The organism is Pseudonocardia sp. SID8383, assembly GCF_009864975.1.
Lineage (GTDB): Bacteria > Actinomycetota > Actinomycetes > Mycobacteriales > Pseudonocardiaceae > Pseudonocardia > Pseudonocardia alni.
In genome coordinates this window covers 1-23597 of the sequence record NZ_WWFY01000953.1, presented here as the reverse complement: position 1 = coordinate 23597, position 23597 = coordinate 1, and the positions used below count along the sequence as shown (strand labels likewise).

The window sequence follows — 23597 nt, the reverse complement described above, 5'->3', positions numbered from 1 at the left end:
CGGCGGGGGCCGCGGCGGTGTCGCCGAGGGCGAGCTGCGGCGCGCCCGCACCGTCGGAGCCGGTGGTGGCGGCGGGGTCCGCCTTCGCCTTCGGCTTCTTCGCGGGGGCCGCCGCCGCTCCGCCCTGACGCTCCTTGATGGCCGCGATCAGGTCGCCCTTCCGCATGCCGGAGATGTCCGGGACGTTCAGCTCGGTGGCCAGCTGGCGCAGCTCGGCCAGCACCATGCCGGACAGGCCGCCGCGTCGGCGGGGCGCCGCCTCGGCCGACGCGGTCCCGGTACCGGCGAGATCGGTCTCGCTCACAGAGTTCCTTCCTGACCGACCCGGTTACCTGTCCAGGTCAGGGGATGTCACACGCTCGGCCGATACGGAGACCCCGTATCGGCAGCATTCACAGATGGAGTCCCACGACGACGTCGCGGGAGTCAGGCCGCCCGTTCGGGATTCCGAGTCCAGTTCAGAAAGGAGATCGGGCGAGCGGGCCCGGCCGCAAGACTACGCCGATGTCGCGTGGATCGCCATGCACGGGCGAGACTAGTCCGTACGCCCCGGGGCGGCAACAACCCCCCTCGGGCGACGCGCCGACACACGGGGTCGCGTACCTCACGTTCCCTGCGGGCACCGGTGCTCAGCGGACCTCGACCTGCACACCGGTGGCGTCGACCGGCAGCCGCTGCACCGCGAAACCGTCGGTGTCGACGCCGTCGGGCAGCACGCCGTCGCGGGTCAGGGCCAGCACCGTCGGCCCGGCGCCGGAGATCGCGGCGGGTACGTCGTGCTCGCGCAGCGCCTCGACCAGCTGCAGCGATGACGGGTACGCCGGCCGCCGGTAGGGCTGGTGCAGCCGGTCCTCGGTGGCCGCCATGAGCAGGTCCGGCCGCCGGGTCATCGCCAGCACCGCCAGCGCGCAGCGGCTGCCGGTGAACGCGGCGTCGGCCAGCGGGACCTGCTCGGGCAGCAGCCCCCGGGTGGTCTTGGTCGAGGACTCGACGTCGGGCACACAGGCGACCGGGTGCACGTCGGGGTGCACCTCCAACCTCTCGGCGTGGAAGCGCCGGGCCGACCCCGCCGCCTCCCAGGCCACCACGAATCCGCCGAGCAGACTGGCCGCGGCGTTGTCGGCGTGGCCCTCCATGCCGGCGGAGAGCTGCAGCAGCGCGTCGCGCTCCAGCTCCGGGTCCCGCCCGGCCAGCACGGCGGCGGCCGTCACCCCGGCGACGGCGGCCGCCGCGGAGCTGCCGAGGCCGCGTGAGTGCGGCACCGCGTTGAGGCAGCGCAGCCGCAGCCCCGCGGGCGCCCCGCCGAACGTCTCGAAGGCCAGACGCATCGCCCGCAGGACCAGGTGCCGCTCGTCGCGCGGCACGTGCCGGCAGCCCTGCCCCGCGACGTCGACGAACACCCCCGGCGTCTCGAAGGTCTCGACCTCGATCTCGTCGTACAACGCCAGGGCCATGCCGAGGGAGTCGAAGCCGGGGCCGAGGTTGGCCGTCGACCCCGGGACCCGCACCAGTACGCGCGTCGGGCGACCCATCAGGCCAGCTCGAGCGCCGCCGCGACCGCCCCGGGGTCGATCGGGACGATCTCCGGGTCCGGCGCGGTGAGCAGAGCGGTGTCGGGGTCCTTCAGGCCGTGCCCGGTCACCGTGCACACCACGAGGGAGCCGGGGGGCAGCGACCCGTCGGCGTGGCTCTGCAGCAGCCCGGCGACGCTGGACGCCGATGCGGGCTCGACGAACACGCCCTCCTGCGCGGACAGCATCCGGTAGGCGGCGAGGATCTCGTCGTCGGTGACGGCGGCGAACTTCCCGTTCGACTCGTCGCGCGCGGTGGTCGCGCCCTTCCACGAGGCGGGGGCACCGATCCGGATGGCGGTCGCGATCGTCTCGGGGTCGCTCACCGGGGCGCCGTGCACCAGCGGTGCGGCGCCGGCGGCCTGGAACCCGAACATCCGCGGCAGCGCGGAGATGACGCCGTCGGCGTGGTAGCCGCGGTAGCCGTGCCAGTACGCGGTGATGTTGCCGGCGTTGCCGACCGGCAGGCAGTGCACGTCCGGGGCGCGGTCCAGCTGGTCGCAGATCTCGTAGGCGGCCGAGGCCTGGCCGGCGATCCGGGTCGGGTTCACCGAGTTGACCAGCGCGATCGCCGGGTAGTCGGCGGTCGTCTTGCGGGCCAGCTCCAGGCAGTCGTCGAAGTTGCCGTCGATCTGCAGGATCCGGGCGCCGTGCGCGACGGCCTGGGCGAGCTTGCCCAGCGCGATCTTCCCGGTCGGCACGAGCACCGCACAGGTCATCCCGGCACGGGTGGCGTAGGCGGCCGCCGACGCCGAGGTGTTGCCGGTGGAGGCGCACAGCACGCTGGACTTGCCGTCGGCGAGCGCGGCGGTGACCGCCATCGTCATGCCGCGGTCCTTGAACGAGCCGGTCGGGTTGGCGCCGTCGACCTTCAGGTAGACCTGGCAGCCGGTCAGCTCCGACAACCGGGGGGCCGGCAGCAGCGGCGTGCCGCCCTCCCCCAGCGTCACCACGGTCCAGTCCGGCTGCACCGGCATCCGGTCGCGGTAGGCCTCGATGACACCCGGCCACTGGCCGGGTGGCGGCGGCGCGACCGCACCGGCGACCTGGGTCACCGGACCGAAGGGACCGGACGCCGGCCCCCGGACTCCTCGCACGCTGCCCGTCACAACCGGTCCACTCCCTGATCCCCCACCTGTGGTCATTCGCCCATACCCAGTGCGCTCACCGCGCGGCCCAGCCCCTCGACCCGCAGCACCCCGGCGACGCCGAGCACGTGGTCGAGGTCCAGCAGCGCCGACACCGTGGCCGACAGCGCGGCCTCCGGCGCCGAGTGCGTGACGACCGTCAGCCGGGCCTGGCTGCGGTCCGAGCCGTCGGCCCGGTCCACCGAGCCGTTCACCCCGCCGGTCTGGCGAACCGCGGCGATGGAGACGCCGTTCCGCGCGAACTCGCTCGCGATCGTGGCGAGCACGCCCTCGCGGTCGGCCACCTCGAGGTCGACGTGGTACCGGGTGGGCACCTCGCCGATCGGGCGCACCGGCAGGCTGGCGTAGGCCGACTCGCGCGGCCCGCGGCCGCCGCCGACCCGGTTGCGGGCCACCGCGACGAGGTCGCCGAGCACCGCGGAGGCGGTCGGCGCGCCGCCTGCGCCCTGGCCGTAGAACATCAGCTGGCCGGCGGCCTCGGCCTCGACGAACACCGCGTTGTACGCGCCGTCGACGCCCGCCAGCGGGTGCGAGTCGGGGACCATCGCCGGGTAGACGCGCGCCGAGACCGACTCGGTCCCGTCCGTGGCCACCACACGCTCGCAGATGGCGAGCAGCTTGATCGTGCAGCCGAGCCTGCGGGCGGCGGCGACGTCGGCCGAGCTGACCCCGCGCATGCCCTCGCGGTGCACGTCGGAGGCGGTGAAGCGGGTGTGGAACGCCAGCGAGGCCAGGATCGCGGCCTTCGAGGCGGCGTCGTAGCCGTCGACGTCGGCGCTCGGGTCGGCCTCGGCGTAGCCCAGCCGGGTCGCCTCCTCCAGCGCGTCGGCGTAGGACGTCCCGCCCGAGGACATGGCCGAGAGGATGAAGTTCGAGGTGCCGTTGACGATGCCGGCGACCCGGGTGATGCGGTCCCCGGCCAGGGACTCGCGCAGCGGGCGCAGCAGCGGGATCGCTCCGGCGACGGCGGCCTCGTAGTAGAGGTCGGCGCCGGAGGCGTCGGCGGCCTCGGCCAGGGTCGGGCCGTCCTCGGCGAGCAGCGCCTTGTTCGCCGTCACGACCGAGCGGCCGGACTTGAGCGCCTCCAGCAGCCAGCCGCGGACCGGCTCGATCCCACCGATGACCTCGACGACGACGTCGACGTCGTCGCGGGTCACGAGCTCGCCGGCATCGGTGGTCACCAGGTCCGGGAAGTTCTCGGTCAGCCAGGGGTGCCGGTGCGGTCGCCGCACGGCGACCCCGGCCAGCTCGATGCGGGCTCCCACCCGCGCGGCCAGCTCGTCGGCCTGCTCGGTGATGAGCCGGACCACCTCGGTGCCGACGGTGCCGCAGCCCAGCAGTGCCACCCGGACGGCGCCGGTCTCGCTCGCCACGTGTCCTCCTCGCGTGCGCGCACCCCTCGGGCGCGCGCCGATCATTCCTGGTCGGACGGGTGCGGACAGGTCCGGGTGGCGGTTCTCACCCGGGTGCGCTCACACCTCGAATCGGAACTGGTCCTCCAGTGTCTCGCGACGCAACAGGGTCCGGTCGACCCCGTCACGGACCGCGACGACAGCAGGTCGCGGCAGCCGGTTGTACCCCGACGCCATGGCGTAGCAGTAGGCCCCCGTCGCCGCGACGGCCAGCAGGTCGCCCGGCGCGAGATCGGCCGGCAGCCAACAGTCGCGCACCACGATGTCACCCGACTCGCAGTGCTTGCCGACCACCCGGGACAGCACGGGGACGTCCCCGCCGGGGACCGAGTCGTGCCCGCTGGCGCGGGACACCAGCCGTACGTCGTACTCGGCGTCGTAGAGGGACGTGCGGATGTTGTCGCTCATCCCGCCGTCGACGCTGACGTAGCGCCGGGAGTACCCGCCGAGCGGGACGTCCTTGACGGTGCCGACCTCGTAGACGGTGACGGTGCCCGGCCCGGCGATGGCCCGGCCCGGCTCGACGGCGATCGCCGGCACGTCCAGCCCGGAGGCGGCGCACTCGCGCGTGACGATCGCGCGCAGCTCCTCGGCCAGCGCCGGCATCGACAGCGGGGTGTCCCCCGGCCGGTAGGCGATGCCGATGCCGCCGCCGAGGTCCAGGGTGCGCAGCGCGGTCAGGTTCTCGCCGCCGTGCTCGGCGTGCAGGTCGGCGAGAACCTTCACCACGCGCCGGGCGGCCGCCTCGAAGCCCTCGGTCTCGAAGATCTGCGAGCCGATGTGGCTGTGCAGCCCGACCAGGCTCAGATGACTCGCGGCGAGCACACGGCGGGCGGCCTCCAGCGCCGCCGAGTCCTTCGTGTCGGCCCCGGCGATGGAGAACCCGAACTTCTGGTCCTCGTGCGCGGTGGCGATGTACTCGTGAGTGTGTGCCTCGACACCGACGGTGAGCCGGATCAGCACCGGCGCGACGGTGTCCCGTGCGGCGGCGACGTCGGCGAGCCGGGCGATCTCGTCGAAGGAGTCGACGACGATCCCGCCGACCCCCGCCTCGACCGCGGCCTCCAGCTCGGCGAGGGACTTGTTGTTGCCGTGCAGCGCGATCCGCTCGGGCGGGAACTCCGCGCGCAGCGCCACGGCCAGCTCGCCGCCGGAGCACACGTCCAGCGACAGGCCCTCCTGCGCGACCCAGCGGGCGATCTCGGTACACAGGAACGCCTTCGCCGCGTAGTGCACGGCCTCGGCCCCGAACGCGGCGGCGAACTCGCTGCAGCGGCCGCGGAAGTCGTCCTCGTCGAGCACGAACAGCGGGGTGCCGTGGGCCGCGGCGAGGTCGCGGACGTCGGCCCCGGCCAGGCGCAGCGCGCCGTCGGCGCCGCGGGCGGCGTGTCGAGGCCAGACCGCGGGCGCCAGCTCGTCGAGCGCCGCGGCGCTCTCCGGGCGGGGCCCGGCCGACTCGGGCGCGGGGGTGAGGCCCGCGTGCATCGGGCCTGCGGGGTGTGCCCTCATGTCACATCCGTTCCGGGGCGTCGACGCCGAGCAGCGCCAGGCCGTTGGCGAGCACCGTGCGGGCGGCGACGCAGAGCGCGAGGCGCGCGCGGTGCAGGTCGGACACCTCCTCGTCCCCCTGGGGCAGGACGCGGCAGGAGTCGTAGAACTTGTGGTAGGCGCCGGCGAGCGACTCCAGGTAGCGGGCGACCCGGTGCGGCTCGCGCAGCTCGGCGGCGGTGCGCACGACGTCGCCGAACTCGCCGAGGGTGCGGATCAGGTCGCCCTCACGGGCATGGGACAGCAGGCCGTAGTCCTCGCCGGGGGTGATGCCGAGGTCGGCGGCGTTGCGGGCCAGCGAGGACAGCCGGGCGTGCGCGTACTGGACGTAGAACACCGGGTTCTCGCTGGTCCGGCTGGCCAGCAGGTCCAGGTCGATGTCCAGGCCCGAGTCCACCGAGGACCGCACGAGCGAGTACCGGGCGGCGTCGACGCCGACGGCCCCGACCAGGTCGTCCATCGTCACGACGGTGCCGGCGCGCTTGCTCATCCGGACCGGGGTGCCGTCCTTGACCAGGTTGACCAGCTGCCCGATCAGGACCTCGACCACGGCCGGGTCGTCGCCGAACGCGGCCGCGGCGGCCTTGAGCCGGGCGACGTAGCCGTGGTGGTCGGCGCCGAGCATGTAGATGCACAGGTCGAACCCGCGGGCCCGCTTGTCGCGCAGGTAGGCGATGTCGCCGGCGATGTAGGCGGGGCGGCCGTCGGACTTGATGACGACGCGGTCCTTGTCGTCGCCGTGGTCGGTCGAGCGCAGCCACCAGGCGCCGTCGGCCTCGTAGAGCGAGCCCTTCTCCTTGAGCGCGGCGACGGCGGTCTCCACCGCACCCGAGTCGTGCAGCGACTGCTCGTGGAACCACACGTCGAACTCGACGCGGAACTCCCCCAGCTTCTGCTTGATCTCGGCGAACATGTAGCCGACGCCGATCCGGCGGAACGCCTCGTCCCGCTGCTGGTCGGGCAGGTCGAGGATGCCGGGCTCGGCCGCGACGACCCGCTGGGCGATCTCGGCGATGTAGTCCCCGCCGTAGCCGTTCTCCGGGGCGGGCTCGCCCTGCGCGGCCGCGACCAGGGAGCCGACGAACCGGTCGATCTGGGCGCCGGCGTCGTTGAAGTAGTACTCGCGGGTGACCTTCGCGCCGCGCGCGGACAGCACCCGGCCCAGCGCGTCACCGACCGCGGCCCACCGGGTGCCGCCCAGGTGCAGCGGGCCGGTCGGGTTGGCGGAGACGAACTCGAGGTTCACGTTGCGCCCGGCCAGCTCGTCACCGGTGCCGTAGCCCGCGCCCGCGGCGAGGACCTCCCCGACGATCGCGCCCTGGGCGTCGGCGGCCAGGCGCAGGTTGATGAACCCGGGCCCGGCGATCTCGGCGCTGGCGACGCCGTCGCGGGTCGCCAGCTCCTCGGCCAGCCAGGTCGCGAGCTCGCGCGGGTTCACGCCGGCCTTCTTGGCGGTCCGCAGCGCGACGTTGGTCGCGTAGTCGCCGTGGTCGGGGTTGCGGGGACGCTCGACACCCGCATCGGACGGCAGGGCGGAGACGTCCAGGTCGCGTCGGAGCAGCACGTCCCGCGCGACGTCACGGACCAGGTCGGCGAGCACGTCGGGATTCACCACCCGGATTCTACGGAGGGACCCCCGGCACCCTCATGCAGGTATCCGCACCCCGACCGGCGACGATGCGGGGCGTGACGCCCCCCTCCACCGACCGGAGTACCCGCGCGCCCGTCGTCTCCGGGGCGGCGGCGCTGCTGCTCGGGGCGGGGTTCGTCGCGGTGTCGGTGGCCTACAACCGCGGGAGCCTGGTCCCGCCGCTCGACGACGTCTACATCCACCTGCAGTACGCGCGGCAGCTCGGCGACGGCGAGCCGCTGCGCTACCAGCCGGGTGCGGAGATCACGACGGGCGCGTCGAGCCTGCTCTGGATGGTCCTGCTCGGCGCCGCGCACGCGGTCGGGTTCGACGGCCGGTGGCTGCTCGCCGTCGCCGTCGCGGGCGGGGTCGTCGGCGTCGCCCTCGCCGCGGCGTTCACCTCGGCCGCCGCGACCCGGCTGGGCGGGCGTGCCGCGGGATGGTGGGCGGGACTGCTCACCGCGCTGTGCGGGCCGCTGTTGTGGGGCGGGGCCAGCGGCATGGAGGTCGGCCTGCTCGCGGCCCTGGTCACCGGCACCCTGCTGTCCTACCTGCGCGAACGTCCCCGTTTCCGGTGGACGCCGGTGGTCGCGGCGCTGCTGGCCCTCACCCGTCCCGAGGGCTTCCTGGTCGCCGCCGCGTTCACCGCCGCGATGGCGTGGACGCTGCTGCGGTCCTGCCCCGGGACGCCCCCAGGGGAACTGTCGTGGCTTAGGTGGCAACGAGGGTTCCCCTCGGGGCGCGCGGCGGCGCGGGGGCTGCTCGTCGCGGCGCCGGTGGTGGTGTTCGCGGCGCAGCTGCTGCTGTTCCGGGTGCTCACCGGGAGCTCCCAGGCCAACGGGGTGCTCGCGAAGTCGTGGCTGCACACCGGGTTCCTGCACCAGCCGCTGGAGATCGCCGACCACGTGCAGCGCAACGTCGCGGCGCTGCTCGCCTCGCTGGCCGGGCTGTCCGGGCAGGACGTGCTGGCGCCGCTCGCGCTCGTCGTCGCGGTACTGGGGGTCGCCGCGCTCGCCGCGCGCCGGGAGCGGACCCTCGCGGTCGCGCTCGGCGGCGGGCTGGTGCTGGTGGTGGCGGCCGTCGCCACCCTGACGACGGCGATGTGGCAGGACCTGCGCTACCTGCAGCCGTTCCTGCCGCTGCTGCTCCTACTCGTGGTGCTGGGCGCCGGTCTCGTGCCGCACCGGGCGGCGCGCGGCGGGCTGCTCGCAGTGGTGCTGCTGTTCACCGTCGCCGCGACGCCCGCCTGGGCGCTGCGGCTGGGCCAGCAGGCCTCGGCGATGCGCGAGGGGCCGGTGAGCGTCGCGCAGTGGATCGCCGGGAACGTGCCGCCGGGCGACGTCGTCGCCGTCAACGACGTCGGCGCCGCGGCATGGTTCGGCGGTCACCGCACCGTCGACCTGGTCGGCCTGACCACGAACGGGATGGCCGCGCCGGCACTGAACGGGCCCGGGACGCTCTACGAGGCGCTGCGCGCGCTGCCGCCGGACGAGCGGCCGCAGTGGTTCGCGGTGTTCGACCGGTGGGGCGGGGTCCCCGTCGCCGACCTCGGCCGCGCCGGACTGCTCGGCACCGAGCCGGTCATCACCTTCGGGCTCGCCGGGCCCGCCCGGCCGATCTCGGCGTCCGCACCGCAGACCTGCCAGATCGACCGCAGCTGCGACCGGGTGAGCATCTGGCGCGCGGACTGGTCCGCCGCGGACTCCACGCAGGCACCGGACGCACCCGTGCCCGGCCGGATCGTGGACCACCTGAACGTCGGGGACACCGCCGACGAGGCCGCGCACGGCTGGACGACCGACCCGCCGGTGCTCGGCGTGCAGCCGGACTCGGTGCTGGACCGGTCCGTCGTCGCGCCGGGACGGCTCGTCGCCGACAGCGGCCGGCACGTCGTCGGCGGCGAGAGCTTCACCCTCGGCGGCACCGTCCCCGGCCGGCCGGTCACCCTGACCGGGCGGATCGGCGCCGGTCCCGCGCTGCCCGGCGAGCGGACCCGGGTGGTCGCCGTCGACGTCGACGGCCGCCCCGCCGGGGAGTGGACGCTGCCGGACGCGCAGCCGTGGGCGCAGGCGTCGTTCACGGTGCCCGGAGAGCTGGTGACCGGTGACCGCGTCACGGTGACCACCCGTCCGGTCGCACCGCTGCTCGCGCCCTACCCCGACTACCGCTCCTACGGGTGGTGGGCGAGCCGCTGACGGCGCCTTCCTAGACTCGGGCGAACCCGCCCGCCGACCACGAACAGGACTCCCCCATGGCCAGCGGCAAGTCCGGCAAGAAGCGACCGTCGATGCCGACCTCGGTCGGCCGGCGCCAGTTCCCCTGGGGCATGGTCGCCGCGATCACCGTGCTGGTGCTGCTCGCGGGGGCGTTCATCGTCTACCCGCTGGTGCAGCGCAACCAGAACCGGGCCTGGGAGCCCACCGACGACAACCGCAACCCGGCGCTCGCGATCCCCGGCATCGTCAGCCAGGACTACCCGGGTCTGCAGCACGTGCTCGGCTTCCAGCGGGTCGCCTACACCCACAGCCCGCCCTTCGGCGGCGCGCACGACGGCTTCTGGGCCGCGTGCAACGGCGTGGTCTACCCGAACCCGGTGCGCTCGGAGAACCTCGTGCACTCCCTGGAGCACGGCGCCGTGTGGATCGCCTACAACCCCGACACCCTCGACGAGGCGGGCAAGGCCGCACTGTCCCAGCGGGTCGAGGGGCAGCCGTACACGGTGATGTCGCCCTACCCGGGCCTCGACGCCCCGATCTCGCTGCAGTCCTGGGGCAACCAGCTGAAGGTCCAGACCGCCGACGACGAGCGGATCGACCAGTTCATCCGCGCGCTGCGGCTCAACCGCTTCACCCACCCCGAGGTCGGCGCCTCCTGCGACGCCCTCGGCGCGCAGGGCTTCGACCAGGACAACCCGCCGGCCTTCCAGCCGATCCCGGAGCAGTCCGCCGTCGACGGGCAGACGATCCTCCCCGAGAACCAGGGCGCCACCCCCGGCGGCGCCCCGGCGCCCGACCCCACCGTCCCCGGGCAGTCCGCACCCGGGCAGCAGGCCCCGGCGCCCGCACCGGCCCCCGGGCAGTGACGTCGCGATGACGACCCCGGCCGAGGAGACCCCACTCTGGCGGAACCCGATCACGATCACGCTCGGCGTGATCGCGCTGGTCGCGGTGCTCGTCGCCGGGTTCGCGGTACGCGGCGCGTTCGGCCCGTTCGTGCCCGAGCCGGGCTCGGTCGACGTCGGGTTCGCCCAGGACATGACCGTGCACCACCGTCAGGCCGTCGAGATGGCGTCCTGGGAGCGCGACCGCGCCACCGACCCGCGGGTGCGGCAGCTGGCGTTCGACATCGAGACCACCCAGAACCAGCAGGTCGGCCGGATGCAGGGCTGGCTCGGCCTGTGGGACGCGCCGAGCCTGCCCGGCGGCGGCCACATGGCCTGGATGGACGACCCCGCGCACGCCGGCATGTCCGGCATGTCCGGGACCTCCGGCGGCGTCGCGACGATGCCGGGCATGGCGAGCACCGCCGACCTCGCCCGGCTGCGGGCCACCCCGCCCGGCACCGCGCTGGACGTCGAGTTCCTCCAGCTCATGCTGCGCCACCACCAGGGCGGCGTGTCGATGCTGGAGTACGGGCGCGACCACGCCGACACCGCCGAGGTCCGCAACCTCGCCGGACAGATGCTCTTCTCGCAGAACTCCGAGGCGGACCTGATGCGCGGGCTGCTCGCCGAGCGGGGCGCGGCCCCGCTGCCCCTGGGCTGACCGCCCCGGGTGCCGGGGCTGGACGACCGGCACCGCGGAGCGCTCTGATAAGGGCTGCCGCGGACGCCGGCGCCACCCCGTGGCCATCCGCAGCCGAGGAGGCCCTGTGAGCAGCACCGCGACCGTCGACGTCCCCCACCTGGGCGGATCCCGGATCGGGTACCGGTCCGGTAGGCCGCACGACCCGTCGCTCCCGACCGTCGTCATGGTCAACTCCTTCACCACGACCGTCGACCTCTACCGCCCCCAGTTCGAGGACACGACCCTCTCGGGCGCGGCGAACCTGCTCGCCCTGGAGCCCTACGGGCACGGCGCGACGAGGTCGACCTACCCGCACTTCACCTATTGGGACAGCGCCCTGGCGAACCTGCAGGCCATGGACGCGCTCGGCGTCGACCGGGCCTTCGTGCTCGGCACCTCGCAGGGCGGCTGGGTCGCCGCCCGGATGGCGCTGCTCGCCCCGGACCGGATCCAGGGCATCCTCCCGCTCGGCACCTCGATGGACTTCGAGAGCCCGGCCAGTCGCGAGCGGGGCTGCTGGGACGGCATCGAGTTCTGCACGCCGTCGGTCGACGCGCTGGCCGCCCCGGTCGACGACGACTGGGTGGTACCGGAGGAGTTCGTCGACGCCGTCCTGGGCGCGGGGCTCGGCGAGGGGATCGACGACGAGTTCCGCGCGTTCTGGCGGCGGACCTACCGCGAGACCTACACCGGCGACGACGGTCGCCACCGCCTGCGCGTCTGCACGGTCAACCTGCGGGACCGCGACGGCCTGCACGGCAGGCTCGACGAGGTCCGCTGCCCGGTGCTGTGGCTGCACGGGACCGACGACACGGTCTATTCCGTCGCCAACGCGGAGGACGGCATCGGGCGCTTCACCCGTGCCCCGCACGCCGAGCTCGAGATCGTGCAGGGCGGGCAGCACTTCCTGAGCGCCTCGAACCCGGAGGAGGTCGACGCCGCGGCCCTGGCTTTCGTGACGCGGTGGGCGTGAACGGGGCCCGGCGACGGGCATGATCGGCACCCCCGCGCGGGTGGCCCGGGTGCGATGCGCTATCTTTCTCCCATCGCACGGCCCCCGTAGCTCAGGGGATAGAGCACCGCCCTCCGGAGGCGGGAGCGCAGGTTCGAATCCTGCCGGGGGCACCACGAGTACCCACAGCGAAGATCGGCCCCTCACCTGCTGACGCAGGGCGTGGGGCCTGTCTCGTTCTCTCCGGGTGTCACCGGCCATGGGTGGCCGTCGGCGACTGGTCCAGCCGAGTTCGTGTGCGGAGTTCCGGGTCGCGCAGAGCAGCCCTCGCGAACGTTCCGGAGCCGCCGCCGGGCTCGGCCTCGTTCCCACGGACGACGCTACCGCAGAGAGCCGTCCCCGCCGGGTCGAACCACGCAGGCGAGCCCGGACGCCAGTGCGCCGGCTGCTCGCCGAACGAAGCACACGACCGGCGGACGAACCGTCCCCGGTGTGTGAGCGGCTCGGCGGGACCACGCCCCTTGTACGACACCCACTGGTCGACCACACGCGACGTCCGTGGGCGCCGAGAGCGTCGGGCGACGCCGCAAGCCCTCACCGGCTCGTGTCGTCAGCGGCGATGGCACTGTCGATGACCCTCCTCGAAACGGGGTGGATCTCCAGCGCGAACGTCTCCGTCATCCCGCCACGGAGCGTGGTGACCGTCATCTCTGCGATATGGAGCGGGTTGTCGCAGATACTCAGACGGGCCGTGCTCACCTCAGGGAACTGCCCGGACTCTTCCCGTATCGGACCGGCAAGGATGTCCTCGAGAGTGCTACGCAGTTCATCCGGTACTCGTTCGATTGCGCGGGACGCGGAGATCTCCACCTCGATCGTCGCGTTCTCGGTGGACGTGAACCGTTCGGGCTCTGCCCCGTACAGGAGAGTCAGGAAAGCCAACGACCCGAGGACCGGTCGAGGCATGTCGAGTGTCACCCACTCGTCGCTGTCTGCGGCACGGGTGTGAAGCGCACCGTGACGGACGATCGTCTCCGCGCGGCTCCCGGTGTCGGCGCCGTCGAGATCGGGCATCTCGAAACGGGTGCGCGAGTGGGTCACACCGTCACGTGGGCTGACGTAGGCGTTGTCGGTCGTCCGGATGCCCGCGACGGCATGGACGAACGAAGCCTCCACGGCTTCCGCGGAGAGGGTCGCATGCAGTGCGTCGTCGAGGGTGGGCATCGTGCCTCCTTGTCCTGGCGGGGTGACGGCCTATGAGGGCGTGCGACCGCGAGTGAGATGGTCGAGCCATACAGCGTGTTGTCGATAGGCAGTTCGGCCCTGCTGCGTCAGGGTCAGCACTGTCACCGAACGCTGACGGTGGCCCACCCGTTCGGCATGCTTCACCTGATCGATGTATCCAGCATCAGCCAGCACGCGCACGTTCTTCGACAGATGCGAGTCGGTGATGCCCAACTCCGCCTGCACCTCTGCGAACTTCAGCGTGTCAGCGGCGGCGAGAATGGCGCAGACCTGCAACCGGATCGGTGAGTGGACGACCTCGTCGAACACTCCCCGTTCGACGGGCGAACCCGAGCCGGCAGCACTTGCCATAATGGCAAGTCTAGAGATCGCTTGCCAGTGCGGCAAGTAGTGGGCCGATCGAGATCTCCGTGCGGGGGCCGCTCAGCGGGTCCGGGGCCTCAGCGCCCGGTGCGCCCGTCAATGCGTTCGCGGAGGATGTCGGCGTGCCCGGCGTGGCGCCCGGTCTCCTCGATCATGTGCACCAGCAGCCAGCGCCGCGACGGGGCCGACCTCCGTCCCGCGGGCACCGGCGCCGCCCGGTCCAGGTCGGACCAGGTGTCGACGACGGCGTCGGCCCGGACGGTGGCCTCCCGGTAGGCCGCCACGACGTCCTCGGCGGTGTCCTCCGCCCGCGGCCGGAAGGTCGCGGGCCAGTCCCGGACGGCCTCACCGAGGAAGTAGTGACGCTCGACGTGCGTCAGGTGCGCGACCAGGCCGAGCAGGCTGGTCCCCGAGGGGACGCCGGGCTCACGGGCGGCGGCGTCCGGGACGCCGAGGGCCTTGGCCGCGACCGCGCCGCGGAGGTGGCCCAGGAACCCGGTCAGGACGCTCTTCTCGTCCGCGGCGTCGGACGGGAGGGCGGTGTCGCGGCGGGGCACGTCAGCTCCGGTGGGTGGCGGCGGCGCCGGCGCGGCGCAGGACCAGGACGGTGTCGACGACCGTGGCGGTGCGGCCGTCGGGGCCGGTCGCGAGGCGCCGGGGCTCGTCGGCGCGCTCGACGGCCCATCCGTCGGGATCGAGGCCGAGCCCGGCGGCGATCTCGGCGGCGGTGGGGTGGCGGGCGTCCGGGTCCTGGTTCCACGACCACGGGGCGACGGACCCGTGGTCGACGACCAGCAGCAGCCCGCCCGGTCGCAGTGCGCGCGCGGCGGTCCGCAGCACCGCGTCGCGGTCCAGCGTGAACGGGGTGTGCAGGTACTGGGCGGAGACCAGGTCGAACGCCCCGGCCGGGAACGTCGTCGCGAGGTCGTGGCGCTCGGCGCGGACCTGCGGCGCGAGCCCCTCGGCGCGGCCGCGACGCGCGAGCCCGTCCACGGCGGCGGCGGAGATGTCCACGGCCGTGACGTGCCAGCCCCGCCGGGCCAGCCAGATCGTGTCGCCCCCGGCACCGCATCCGAGGTCCAGGGCCGTGCCCGGTGTCAGCGGGCCGGCGACCTCGGCGAGCAGGGGGTTGGCGCGGACCTCTCCCCCACCGCGGCGGCGGTACAGCTCGTCCCAGAACGTCTCGGGGTCGGACGCGGTCGGCATGGGCTCCATCGGTGGTTCCTCCGGGAGGTGTCGGTCTGCGGGCGTCATCGACGTCGCCGACGTCGGGACCTCCGTAGCATCGACACCCGCCGTCCCAGGTTGCAAGAAATCTTGCCGATCGGCAATCTGACGGGGTGGACGACACCGGACACGACGTGCTCGCCGGGGTGGGCCCGAGGTTGCGGGACCTGCGCCGTCGCCGCGGCGCCACCCTCGACCAGCTCGCGGCGGAGACCGCCCTGACCGCGAGCACCCTGTCCCGGCTGGAGACCGGGAAGCTGCGGCCGACGCTGGAGCAGCTGCTGCCGCTGGCCCGGGCGCACGGGGTCCCGCTCGACGACCTCGTGCAGGCACCGCCGACCGGTGACCCCCGCATCCACCTGCGCCCGGTGCGCCACCGCGGGCTGGTGTTCGTCCCGCTGACCCGTCGCGGCGGCGGGGTCCAGGCCTTCAAGGTGGTCTACCCGCCGGCCGCCGCGTCGCCGACGACCGCCCTGCAGACCCACGAGGGCTACGAGTGGTTCTACGTCCTCGACGGCCGGGTGCGGCTGGTCCTCGACGACACCGAGCACCTCCTCGGCCCCGGCGAGGTGGTCGAGTTCGACACCGGCACACCGCACTGGATCGGCAGCGCCGACCACCGGCCCGCCGAGACACTCGCGCTGTTCAGCCTGCAGGGGGAACACGCCCACCTCGGCCGGGGTGCGACCGGTGCCGGACACCACGGCTGAGGGGTCGCCGTCGGTGCGACCGGTTCGGCGACCACCGTGATGGCGCCGATCGGCACCGGTCAGCGGCGTCGCGGACCGTGGCGAGGCCCTCCCCGTCGAGCGGTGCCCCGGTGCGCCGGGCCCGGACCCCCGGGGCTGAGGAGGCCCGCGGTCAGCCGCCCTCCTGGGCCAGCGCGACGAGGATCCCGCCCGGCCCGCGCAGGTAGGCCAGGGTGTGCGCGCCGAACGTCACGACGTCGCCGACCGGCTCGGCACCGTGGCCACGCAGCCGCTCCACGGTCTCCGCCAGGTCGGTGACGGCGAACATGACCCGCCGGATGCCGAGCACGTTCACCGCGGCGCCCGGGTCCCCCACCGGCGACGACGGCGACCCGAACCGCATCAGCTCCAGCCGGCCGTAGCCGTCGGGCGTCCGCACGACGGCCATGTCGCACCGCACGCCGTCGAGCCCGACGAGCCGGTCGACGTCCGGGCCGGACACCGTCGCCCGGCCCTCCACCGCCAGCCCGAGGGCCGCGAAGAACGCGACCGCCGCATCGAGGTCGTCGACGACGACGCCGACGTTGTCCATCCGCAGGACCGTCATGGTGTCCTCCCGTCCGTGGTGTGCGTGTCCCGGGGACGGAGCCGGTCCCCGGTTCTCGACACGCTCAGCCGAGGATCTCCACCAGACCGCTGCCGCCGTCCACCCGGACCCGCTGGCCCTCCCGGATCAGCCGGGTCGCGCCCTCCACCCCGACCACGGCGGGCAGGCCGTACTCGCGGGCGACGACGGCGCCGTGGGTCATCCGCCCGCCGACCTCGGTGACCAGCCCCGCGATCGTGACGAACGCCGGCGTCCAGCTGGGGTCGGTGTAGGCGGTGAGCAGCACGTCCCCGGGTTCGAGTGCGGCGCCGGACAGGTCGGCGACGACGCGGGCGCGGCCCTCGACCGTCCCGGCCGACACCGCGAGCCCGGCGAGGGCTCCGGGCGGCACGTCGTCGCGGTGGTAGGAGCCCTGCAGGCACTCACCGTCCGAGGTCAGCACCCGCGGCGGGGTCAGCGCCTCGTACACGGCGAACTCCGCCCGCCGGGCACATACCAGCGCGAGGTCGGCGTGCCCGGTGCGCGAGACCTGCTCCAGCTCGTCGAACCGCAGGTAGTAGGCGTCGGTGCGGTCGTCGAGCACGCGTGCGGCGACGAGCCGGTCGGCCTCGGCGAGCAGCGCGGCCCGGTAGACCGCGTAGCGCGAGACCATGCCGAACTTGGGGAACTCGCGGTAGCCGATGAAGGTCCGCAACCGCTCGATCATCAGCGCCGTCTCCGCGGCGCGGGCCTCCCCGTCGACCCCGGCGCGCAGCCGGGCCAGCAGGTCGTCGCGGGTCGCCTCGGCCTCGCGGCGGCCGTGGGCGAACCGGCGGCGCCCGGCGCCGGGCTCCTCGCCGTCGACGTGGCCGAGGATCAGCGGCACGAGCGCGGCCGGGCGCTCGTGCCACCGCGGCCTGCTGATGTCGATCTCGCCGACGCAGCGGGCCCCGTAGGCGTCGAGCCAGCCGACGATCGCGTCGCGGGCCACCGTGCCGCCCTCGACCGACCCCAGCGCGTCGAGCACGTCGTCCCCGGCCCCGCCCAGCAGTGCCACCGCCGCCGGGTGCGGGCGGACAGCGTCGGCGACGTCGAGCAGCGCGAGCCCCATCTGCGAGGTCACGTTGTCGGGCACCGACCGGGTCAGCACGTCCGACGGCCGCTCCCCCAGCCACTCGCCGACGTGCTCGTCGATCCAGTACGCCGCGTCCATCGCCGTCATGAACACCCGGGTGCTGCGCGGGTCGCTCAGCCGCGCCCGCAGCTCGGGGATGTCCTCGCGGATCGCGACGAACAGCTCCGGCCCGACGCGGCCGGAGATCCTGCGCGCCGCGTCCGCCACCGAGGCCCGGACCTCGGCGACCAGCTCGGCGACCAGCGCGGGGTCCGGGTCCAGCGGCTCGGTGGTCGGCGCGCCGTGCACCGGGGCGGGCGTCGCCGGATCCTCGCCGAGCGGGACCGCGCCGCGGTCGAGCACGGTGCGCAACGCGTCGGTCATCAGCGGGTCCGACCGGCCCATCACCGCGAGCAGGCCGTCGCGACCGGAGGGGGTGCCCAGCGCGGCGGTGACGTCGACGAACAGCCGCCCGCCGGCCTCGGCCATCGGGCGCGGCGTCGTCATCTGCCAGAACGACAGCCCGAGCGGGCGCATCGCGTCGGTCATCATCTGCTGGTAGCCGACCGACAGGTAGACGTGGAGGCGGTCGTCGCCGGTGTCGGGGACCGGGAACAGCGTGGTGATCGGGCGGCTCTGGACGACCTGGAACCGGCCGCCGGACAGGCACCACTCGATGTCCTGCGGGCTCCCCAGCCCGGCCTCGACCGTCCGGCCGAGCCGGACCAGCTCCCGTACCCGGTCCTCGGTGAGCAGGGGCGGGCCGTCCGGGTCGAGCCGCTCGGTGCGGGTGCCGCCGCCCGGCGCCGGCTGCACCGCGACCGTCCGCGGTGCGATCCGCGTGTCGACGACGGTGTCGGCGCGGACCGTCCACGCGTCCGCGGCGACCAGGCCGGACACCAGCGCCTCGCCCAGCCCGGGCACCGCCTCGACGACGGTCACGGTCCGGTCGGAGGTCACCGGGTCGGCGGTGAACAGCACCCCGGACACATCCGGGACGACCATCTCCTGGATCACCACCGCCATCGCGACGGCGCGGTGGTCGAGGCCGCGCCGCCGGCGGTAGGCCACGGCGCGGTCGGTGAACAGCGACGCCCAGCAGTCCCGCACCCGGTCGAGCACGGCGTCGGCGCCCACCACGTTCAGATACGAGTCCTGCTGCCCGGCGAACGACGCCGTCGGCAGGTCCTCGGCGGTCGCGCTGGAGCGCACCGCCCACGCCGTCCCGGCCGGGGCCCGGCCGACCGCCGCGGTGACCGCCGCCGCGACGTCGTCGGGGACCGGCCGGGACGCCACCAGCCCGCGGATCTCGGCGGCGACCACTGCGTTCCCGTCGGCGTCGTCGGCGGGCAGACCGGCCAGGCGGTCCAGCAACGCGTCGAACCCGGGCGCACCGGTGACGGCGGCCCGGTAGACCTCCGTCGTCACGCACCAGCCGCCCGGGACGGCGACCCCCGCCGTCCGGGTCAGCTCCCCCAGGTGCGCGGCCTTCCCCCCGACGACGGCGAGCCGGTCCCGGCCGACCTCGCCCAACTGCAGCAGCACGTCGTGCACTCCCGCCCCCGTGTCACCACGACGCCGCAGGTCACGGCGCCGGGCGCAGAGTCTGACGCGGTCCCGGGGTCTTGCCGCAAGTCCCCCGTTGCGTTATACGTTGACCATGGCGGGAGGGCGACGCGCCCGCCTCACATCCCGGCGGGTGGGCGCCCGGGTCCGGTCCGTGGTGGACGGTCACACCGTCCCGTACGGACCCGTCAGTCGCAGGTCGACGTGACCGGCAGGTCGGCGAAGCGGGCCTGCAGGAACGCCAGCGCGCGGGCCTGACCGTCGGGGTACCCGCCGACGTGCCCGGGGACGGGCGACGGCCGGAACTCGACGTCGGCACCGCGGGCGCACCAGCGCTCGGCGAGCTCCCTGCCCTGGTCGAACGGCACGATGTCGTCGGCGACGCTGTGCACGATCAGCACCGGCGCCTCGGGGGTGCGGCGTCCGATCAGCTGCTCGTCGACCCTGCTCGCGAAGGGCTCCTCGTCGAGGAAGGCGGAGATCGGCCGCCCGTCGGCGGACAGCTGCTCGGAGCGCAGGCCGGGGTAGCGCAGCACGGAGTCCTGTGTGCACTGCTCGCGCAGCTCGGCGATCACCTGACGGCCGCGGTCGTTGAGCAGATCCGGCACCCCCAGATCCGGGTAGGCGGCGTCGAACCCGGAGACGGCGTAGCCGAGCAGCGCGACGGCGGCGCCGCCCTCCAGGGCTCGGCCGGTCGCGGCCAGGTCCGCGGGCGGCGCGCCCGCGTAGGCGCCGACGATGTCCAGCTCGGGGGCGTAGTCGGGGGCCAGCTCGACCGCGGCGGCCGAGGCACCGCCGCCCTGGGAGTAGCCGTAGAGCGCGGTCGGGGCGTCCTCCGGCACGCCGACGCCGGCCCGCTGGGCCGCACGCACGACGTCCAGCAGGGCGTGCGCCTGCGCGGCCCGGTTGACGTAGGTGTGCTCGCCGGGGGTGCCCAGACCCTCGTAGTCGGTGACGGCCACGGTGTTGCCCGCGGCCAGCAGCGCGGTGAGGGCCGGTGCCTCGTACTCGGTGCCCGCCTGCAGCTGGCGCGACGGCGCGCACCGGTCGGCGAGGCCCTGGGTCCCCGCGGCGAAGCCGACGACCCGGGTGGGCCCCGGCGCCGGGACGAGCGGGGTGAGGACGATCCCGCTCACCGTGACCGGCCGGTCGTCGGTGTCGAGGCTGCGGTAGAGGATCCGGGTCGCGGTCGCGGCGGGCACCGTCGGCGTGAGGACCCGCTCCGCGGACACGACGTCGCCCGGCGCCCCGTCGGGCTCCGGTCCGTCCGGCGAGGCCAGTGCCTGCGGCACCGCGACCACCGCCGCGACGACCGCCACCACCCCCGCCACGACCGTCGCACGCAGCCTCGTCCTCATGCCCGTCCCCCTCCGCAGATGATCTCCACCGAGCTGAACGAGCGGCCACCCCGCCGGGAACGGGGACCGAGGTTGCGAAACGGCCGCGACGGCGCGCGGACCGGTGATCCGTGCCGCGTACAGCGGCAGCGAACGGCACCCGGTGCCACTATCGACACAGGAGATCGGGTACACGCGGGAGGTCACCGTGGATCATCGGGTACGTGTCGCACGAGGAGCCCTGCGCGGTGTGCTGGCCCTGCCGACGCCGGTGAAGCGGGCGATCGCCGGCCCGCCCGTCCGTCGCGACGGCCAGCAGCTCGACCTCGACATCCAGCTCCTGCTGCGGCTGCTCACCCCGCGCCGGCCTCAGCCCGTCCCGCCGCCGGAGCAGATGCGGGCGGGCCAGTCGTTCGTCGACCGCGTCGTCGCCGGGCCCGAGGAGCCGGGGGTGCGCCGCGAGGACCGCACGGTCCCCGGTGCGGTCGCCGACCTGCGGGCGCGGCTGTACGTGCCGCCGCCGGGACCCGACGTCGCCGACGGCGCACTGCTCGTCTACGTGCACGGCGGCGGTTTCGTCGCCGGTGACCTGGACACCCACGACGAACTGTGCGCGACGCTGGCCGCCGAGTCCGGCGCCCGGGTGCTGTCGGTCGACTACCGGCTGGCGCCCGAGCACCCGTTCCCGGCCGCCGTCGACGACTGTCTGGCCGCGTTCGCGCACGTCACGGCGCACCCGGAGGAGTTCGGGGCGGCCCCGGGCCGGATCGCGGTCGGCGGGGACTCCGCCGGGGCGAGCCTGGCGCTGACGGTGGCCCGCGAGACCAGCCGCGACGGCGCCGCCCCGGCCGGGCGTCCGGTGTTCTGCCTGGCGTTCTTCCCGGTCACCGAGCTCGACGGGCACACCCGCTCACGCGAGCTGTTCGGCGACGGCTTCCTGCTCACCGGCGAGGCGATCGAGGCGATGGCCGGCTGGTACGTGCCCGAGACGATGCGCGACGACCCGCGGCTGCGGATCGCCGAGGGCGACCTGTCCGGGATGCCGCCCGCCTACGTCGCGACCGCCGGGTTCGACCCGCTGCGCGACGAGGGCGAGCACCTGGTCACCCGCATGCGGGAGGCGGGCGTCCCGGCGACGCTGCGCCGTCACCCCGACCTCGTGCACGGCTTCGCGACCTCGCTCGGGATCGGGGTGCGCCCGAGGCAGGCCGTCGCCGAGGCCGCCGGCGCGCTACGGACGGCGTTCGCGCTGCTCGGCGCGACCTGACCGGCCCCCCGACATGGGCCCGGCGCGTCACCGGGCCCGAGGTGCGGGCTCCGGTGACGCGCCGGTGGCGCGGTGCGTCGCTCAGCTGCGGCGCTCGTCGCGGGGCAGGGCGTGCTGCGGGTCGTCGACCTCGACGCGCTCCTTGCGCACGGTGTCGGAGACCTTCTCGTCCTCGGTGACGGTGCGGGTGCCGAGGCGCACCTTCTCCACGGCCTCGGTGGTCTTGTCGACGACCGGGCGCTCGCGGTGCAGGGTCACCTCGTGCTCGGCCTCGCCCATGGCGCCCGGGCGGGCCTCGGCCTCGGTGCCGTCGACCGGCTCGCGCTCGAGGCGGACCTCCTCGTGCGACACCGGGACGGTGACGGTCTGGTCCTCGGTCACGACGTACTTGCGCAGCGCGACGCGCCCGGTCTCCTCGGTCTCGGTGCCGACGCGCAGGTTCTCCTCGTGGCGGACCATCGCGTCGTCGCCGGTACGGGCGGTGCGGTCGGTGCTGTCGGTGCGGTCGGTGCGGTCGCGGTCGGTGCGCTCACCGGTGGCGTGGCGGGCGTCGGTGCGGCCGTTGCCGTTACCGTGCCCGATGCCGTAGTGGCGGTAGAGCTCGTCCTCCTCCGACCCGGTCAGGCGCTCGTCGGAGCGGCCCACGTGCGGGCAGTCCTTGACTGCCTTCTTCTCCACGCCCAGCGCGACGTCGCGGTCGTGCACGTCGGCGTTCTGCAGCGGCACGAAGCTCTCCTTGGTACCGAACAGCCCGGTGTTGACCGTGGCCCAGGTCGGGTCACCGCTGCGCTCGTCCAGGTAGATCTGGCCGATCTTGCCGACCTTCTCGCCGTGGTTGTCGACGACCTGACGACCGATGAGCTCCCGGGTCATGTCCTTCGTGATCATGCTGCTGTCGTCCGTGGCTCGGTACGAATGCTGTCGAACACCGGTGGGGTCGACCCGGAACCGCCCCGGCATGCGGCGGACGCCGCGTTCCCCGTCGTCCGTGTGACCGCCGTCATCCACCCGGCCCCACGGGATCGCTTGTGCGACAACGCTGGGTGTAGCGCGTTCCCGTCGCGGGCGACCCCGGACGGCATGTTTGGGACAGTCTGTTCTGGACTTGATCTAGGACGTTCCCGACGACGGGGACGGATCATCCCGCCACCGGGTCCCCGGGACCGGCGTGGAATCGTGGTGACGTGCTCGCCGGGACCGCACTGCTCCCGCTCGGGTCGGCCGTCACCGTCACCGCCGTCGCGGGCACGGCCGCGCTCACCCTCGTACTGCTCGTGCGCCACTGGGCCCGCCGGCGGCCCGCGGTGCGGGCGGCCGCGCTGCCGGCCGTGGTCGCGCTCGTCGTGCTCGCCCTCGCGGTGGGGACGAACGCCTGGTTCGGCTTCTACCCGACGCCCGCCTCGCTGGCCGCCGGACCGGACCGCGAGAGGATCACGACGTGAGCGCCCTGCAGGTGGTCCTGGCCGACGACCAGCGGATCGTGCGCGACGGCCTCGCCACCGTCCTGGGCCTGCTCGACGGCATCGAGGTCGTCGGCACCGCGTCCGGCGGCGACGAGGCGGTCGCCCGGGTCGCCGAGCTGGCCCCGGACGTGCTGCTCACCGACCTGCGGATGCCCGCGGGCGACGGCGTCTCGGCGACCCGCCGGGTCCGCGACGGACATCCCGGCACCGCCGTCGTCGTGCTCACCACCTACGTCGACGACGACGCCGTGGTCGACGCGATCGCCGCGGGCGCCTCGGGCTGGCTGTCCAAGGACGCCGACGCCGAGGCCATCGGCCGGGCCCTGCGCTCGGCCGCCGACGGTGTGTCCACCGTGGACGCCGGCGTACTGTCCCGGCTGGTCGCCGCCCGCGCGTCGACCGTCCCGGCGGCACCGGTCGACCCGCCGGACGGGCTGACCCCGCGCGAGGTCGAGGTGCTCGGGCTGATCGCCGAGGGCCTGTCCAACACCGAGATCGCGCGACGGCTCGTGGTCGGCGAGGCGACGGTGAAGACCCACGTCAACCACCTGTTCGCCAAGACCGGGCTGCGCGACCGCGCCCAGGCCGTCGGCTACGCCTACCGCCACGGCCTGGCCGGCCGCTGACGCCGCCCCCACGGCCCCACGGCGTCCGGCGAGCGCCGTGGCGACCCGTAGCGTCGCCCGGCACCCGC

The 23597-nt window shown here is 74.4% G+C and carries 22 protein-coding genes and 1 tRNA gene; 9 read left to right on the top strand and 14 right to left on the bottom strand.

The annotated features are described in order from the left end of the window. The 6 genes from GTW08_RS22600 to argS form a co-directional block, all read right to left on the bottom strand. A partial coding sequence (locus GTW08_RS22600; RefSeq protein ID WP_202417556.1) for a Rho termination factor N-terminal domain-containing protein occupies nt 1-226 on the bottom strand: 226 nt, incomplete at its 3' end. A 403-nt stretch (nt 227-629) separates the two neighbouring features. After that, nucleotides 630-1532, bottom strand: a complete 903-nt coding sequence (gene thrB, locus GTW08_RS22595) for a homoserine kinase (protein WP_161152495.1) — start codon at nt 1530-1532, stop codon at nt 630-632. Continuing rightward, complete coding sequence (gene thrC / locus GTW08_RS22590; RefSeq protein WP_237454079.1) at nt 1532-2548, bottom strand: threonine synthase; 1017 nt, start codon at nt 2546-2548, stop codon at nt 1532-1534. Before thrC ends, thrB begins: the two co-directional genes overlap by 1 nt. Nucleotides 2549-2712: 164 nt before the next feature. Beyond that, nucleotides 2713-4092, bottom strand: a complete 1380-nt coding sequence (locus GTW08_RS22585) for a homoserine dehydrogenase (RefSeq protein WP_073578522.1) — start codon at nt 4090-4092, stop codon at nt 2713-2715. A gap of 99 nt (nt 4093-4191) precedes the next feature. Next, on the bottom strand, nt 4192-5640 hold the full coding sequence (lysA, locus tag GTW08_RS22580; RefSeq protein WP_161152493.1) for a diaminopimelate decarboxylase: 1449 nt from the start codon (nt 5638-5640) through the stop codon (nt 4192-4194). A gap of 1 nt (nt 5641) precedes the next feature. Further along, nucleotides 5642-7291, bottom strand: a complete 1650-nt coding sequence (gene argS, locus GTW08_RS22575; protein ID WP_161152492.1) for an arginine--tRNA ligase — start codon at nt 7289-7291, stop codon at nt 5642-5644. 74 nt (nt 7292-7365) lie between these two features. On the opposite strand from argS, the gene GTW08_RS22570 reads away from it, so the two are divergent. The 5 genes from GTW08_RS22570 to GTW08_RS22550 all read left to right on the top strand — a co-directional run bounded on the left by GTW08_RS22570 (nt 7366) and on the right by GTW08_RS22550 (nt 12222). Beyond that, nucleotides 7366-9504 (top strand): hypothetical protein, encoded by a 2139-nt coding sequence (locus GTW08_RS22570; protein WP_161152491.1) that lies wholly within the window; start codon nt 7366-7368, stop codon nt 9502-9504. A 56-nt stretch (nt 9505-9560) separates the two neighbouring features. Beyond that, nucleotides 9561-10391 (top strand): DUF3105 domain-containing protein, encoded by an 831-nt coding sequence (locus GTW08_RS22565; protein WP_073578525.1) that lies wholly within the window; start codon nt 9561-9563, stop codon nt 10389-10391. A gap of 7 nt (nt 10392-10398) precedes the next feature. Beyond that, nucleotides 10399-11073 (top strand): DUF305 domain-containing protein, encoded by a 675-nt coding sequence (locus GTW08_RS22560; RefSeq protein WP_073578526.1) that lies wholly within the window; start codon nt 10399-10401, stop codon nt 11071-11073. A gap of 106 nt (nt 11074-11179) precedes the next feature. Further along, the gene (locus tag GTW08_RS22555) at nt 11180-12067 is read left to right on the top strand and encodes an alpha/beta fold hydrolase (RefSeq protein WP_073578527.1); all 888 of its coding nucleotides are present in this window, start codon (nt 11180-11182) and stop codon (nt 12065-12067) included. An 80-nt stretch (nt 12068-12147) separates the two neighbouring features. After that, nucleotides 12148-12222, top strand: a tRNA-Arg gene (locus tag GTW08_RS22550). 418 nt (nt 12223-12640) lie between these two features. On the opposite strand, the gene GTW08_RS22545 is transcribed toward GTW08_RS22550, so the two are convergent. The 4 genes from GTW08_RS22545 to GTW08_RS22530 all read right to left on the bottom strand — a co-directional run bounded on the left by GTW08_RS22545 (nt 12641) and on the right by GTW08_RS22530 (nt 14860). Continuing rightward, complete coding sequence (locus GTW08_RS22545; protein ID WP_073578528.1) at nt 12641-13270, bottom strand: hypothetical protein; 630 nt, start codon at nt 13268-13270, stop codon at nt 12641-12643. Nucleotides 13271-13300: 30 nt separating this feature from the next. Then, nucleotides 13301-13642, bottom strand: a complete 342-nt coding sequence (locus tag GTW08_RS22540) for a transcriptional regulator (RefSeq protein ID WP_161152490.1) — start codon at nt 13640-13642, stop codon at nt 13301-13303. A gap of 89 nt (nt 13643-13731) precedes the next feature. Further along, on the bottom strand, nt 13732-14211 hold the full coding sequence (locus GTW08_RS22535; protein WP_073578530.1) for a DinB family protein: 480 nt from the start codon (nt 14209-14211) through the stop codon (nt 13732-13734). 1 nt (nt 14212) lies between these two features. Further along, a complete protein-coding gene (locus GTW08_RS22530; protein ID WP_073578597.1) occupies nt 14213-14860 on the bottom strand; it encodes an SAM-dependent methyltransferase in 648 nt (215 codons plus the stop codon). Between the two features lie 134 nt (nt 14861-14994). On the opposite strand from GTW08_RS22530, the gene GTW08_RS22525 reads away from it, so the two are divergent. Continuing rightward, nucleotides 14995-15591 (top strand): helix-turn-helix domain-containing protein, encoded by a 597-nt coding sequence (locus GTW08_RS22525; protein ID WP_073578531.1) that lies wholly within the window; start codon nt 14995-14997, stop codon nt 15589-15591. A gap of 151 nt (nt 15592-15742) precedes the next feature. Here GTW08_RS22525 and GTW08_RS22520 read toward each other — a convergent pair whose 3' ends face one another. The 3 genes from GTW08_RS22520 to GTW08_RS22510 form a co-directional block, all read right to left on the bottom strand. Continuing rightward, entirely contained in the window at nt 15743-16177 is a 435-nt protein-coding gene (locus tag GTW08_RS22520; RefSeq protein WP_161152489.1) for a VOC family protein, read from the bottom strand. Nucleotides 16178-16241: 64 nt separating this feature from the next. Then, a complete protein-coding gene (gene rph, locus GTW08_RS22515) occupies nt 16242-18815 on the bottom strand; it encodes a rifamycin-inactivating phosphotransferase (RefSeq protein ID WP_346009956.1) in 2574 nt (857 codons plus the stop codon). Nucleotides 18816-19024: 209 nt separating this feature from the next. Beyond that, the gene (locus GTW08_RS22510; RefSeq protein WP_161152487.1) at nt 19025-20194 is read right to left on the bottom strand and encodes a lipase family protein; all 1170 of its coding nucleotides are present in this window, start codon (nt 20192-20194) and stop codon (nt 19025-19027) included. Between the two features lie 229 nt (nt 20195-20423). Here GTW08_RS22510 and GTW08_RS22505 point away from each other — a divergent pair, with 229 nt between their 5' ends. Continuing rightward, entirely contained in the window at nt 20424-21440 is a 1017-nt protein-coding gene (locus GTW08_RS22505) for an alpha/beta hydrolase (protein ID WP_304580233.1), read from the top strand. An 81-nt stretch (nt 21441-21521) separates the two neighbouring features. Here the strand turns inward: GTW08_RS22505 and GTW08_RS22500 are convergent, their stop codons facing one another. After that, nucleotides 21522-22328 carry a DUF2382 domain-containing protein gene (locus GTW08_RS22500; protein ID WP_073578535.1) on the bottom strand — a complete coding sequence of 269 codons (807 nt, stop codon included), beginning with the start codon at nt 22326-22328 and terminating at the stop codon, nt 21522-21524. 296 nt (nt 22329-22624) lie between these two features. Between GTW08_RS22500 and GTW08_RS22495 the strand changes: the two genes are divergently transcribed. After that, nucleotides 22625-22882, top strand: a complete 258-nt coding sequence (locus GTW08_RS22495) for a hypothetical protein (protein WP_161152486.1) — start codon at nt 22625-22627, stop codon at nt 22880-22882. Next, entirely contained in the window at nt 22879-23529 is a 651-nt protein-coding gene (locus GTW08_RS22490; RefSeq protein WP_073576373.1) for a response regulator, read from the top strand. Before GTW08_RS22495 ends, GTW08_RS22490 begins: the two co-directional genes overlap by 4 nt. Nucleotides 23530-23597: the final 68 nt, after the last annotated feature.

Coding starts and splice junctions, on each gene's coding strand:
- GTW08_RS22565 (WP_073578525.1), top strand. CDS start 9,561: ATGGCCAGCGGCAAGTCCGGCAAGAAGCGACCGTCGATGCCGACCTCG.
- GTW08_RS22560 (WP_073578526.1), top strand. CDS start 10,399: ATGACGACCCCGGCCGAGGAGACCCCACTCTGGCGGAACCCGATCACG.
- GTW08_RS22530 (WP_073578597.1), bottom strand. CDS start 14,860: ATGCCGACCGCGTCCGACCCCGAGACGTTCTGGGACGAGCTGTACCGC.
- GTW08_RS22520 (WP_161152489.1), bottom strand. CDS start 16,177: ATGACGGTCCTGCGGATGGACAACGTCGGCGTCGTCGTCGACGACCTC.
- thrC (WP_237454079.1), bottom strand. CDS start 2,548: ATGCCGGTGCAGCCGGACTGGACCGTGGTGACGCTGGGGGAGGGCGGC.
- GTW08_RS22510 (WP_161152487.1), bottom strand. CDS start 20,194: ATGAGGACGAGGCTGCGTGCGACGGTCGTGGCGGGGGTGGTGGCGGTC.
- thrB (WP_161152495.1), bottom strand. CDS start 1,532: ATGGGTCGCCCGACGCGCGTACTGGTGCGGGTCCCGGGGTCGACGGCC.
- GTW08_RS22500 (WP_073578535.1), bottom strand. CDS start 22,328: ATGATCACGAAGGACATGACCCGGGAGCTCATCGGTCGTCAGGTCGTC.
- GTW08_RS22545 (WP_073578528.1), bottom strand. CDS start 13,270: ATGCCCACCCTCGACGACGCACTGCATGCGACCCTCTCCGCGGAAGCC.
- GTW08_RS22540 (WP_161152490.1), bottom strand. CDS start 13,642: ATGGCAAGTGCTGCCGGCTCGGGTTCGCCCGTCGAACGGGGAGTGTTC.
- lysA (WP_161152493.1), bottom strand. CDS start 5,640: ATGAGGGCACACCCCGCAGGCCCGATGCACGCGGGCCTCACCCCCGCG.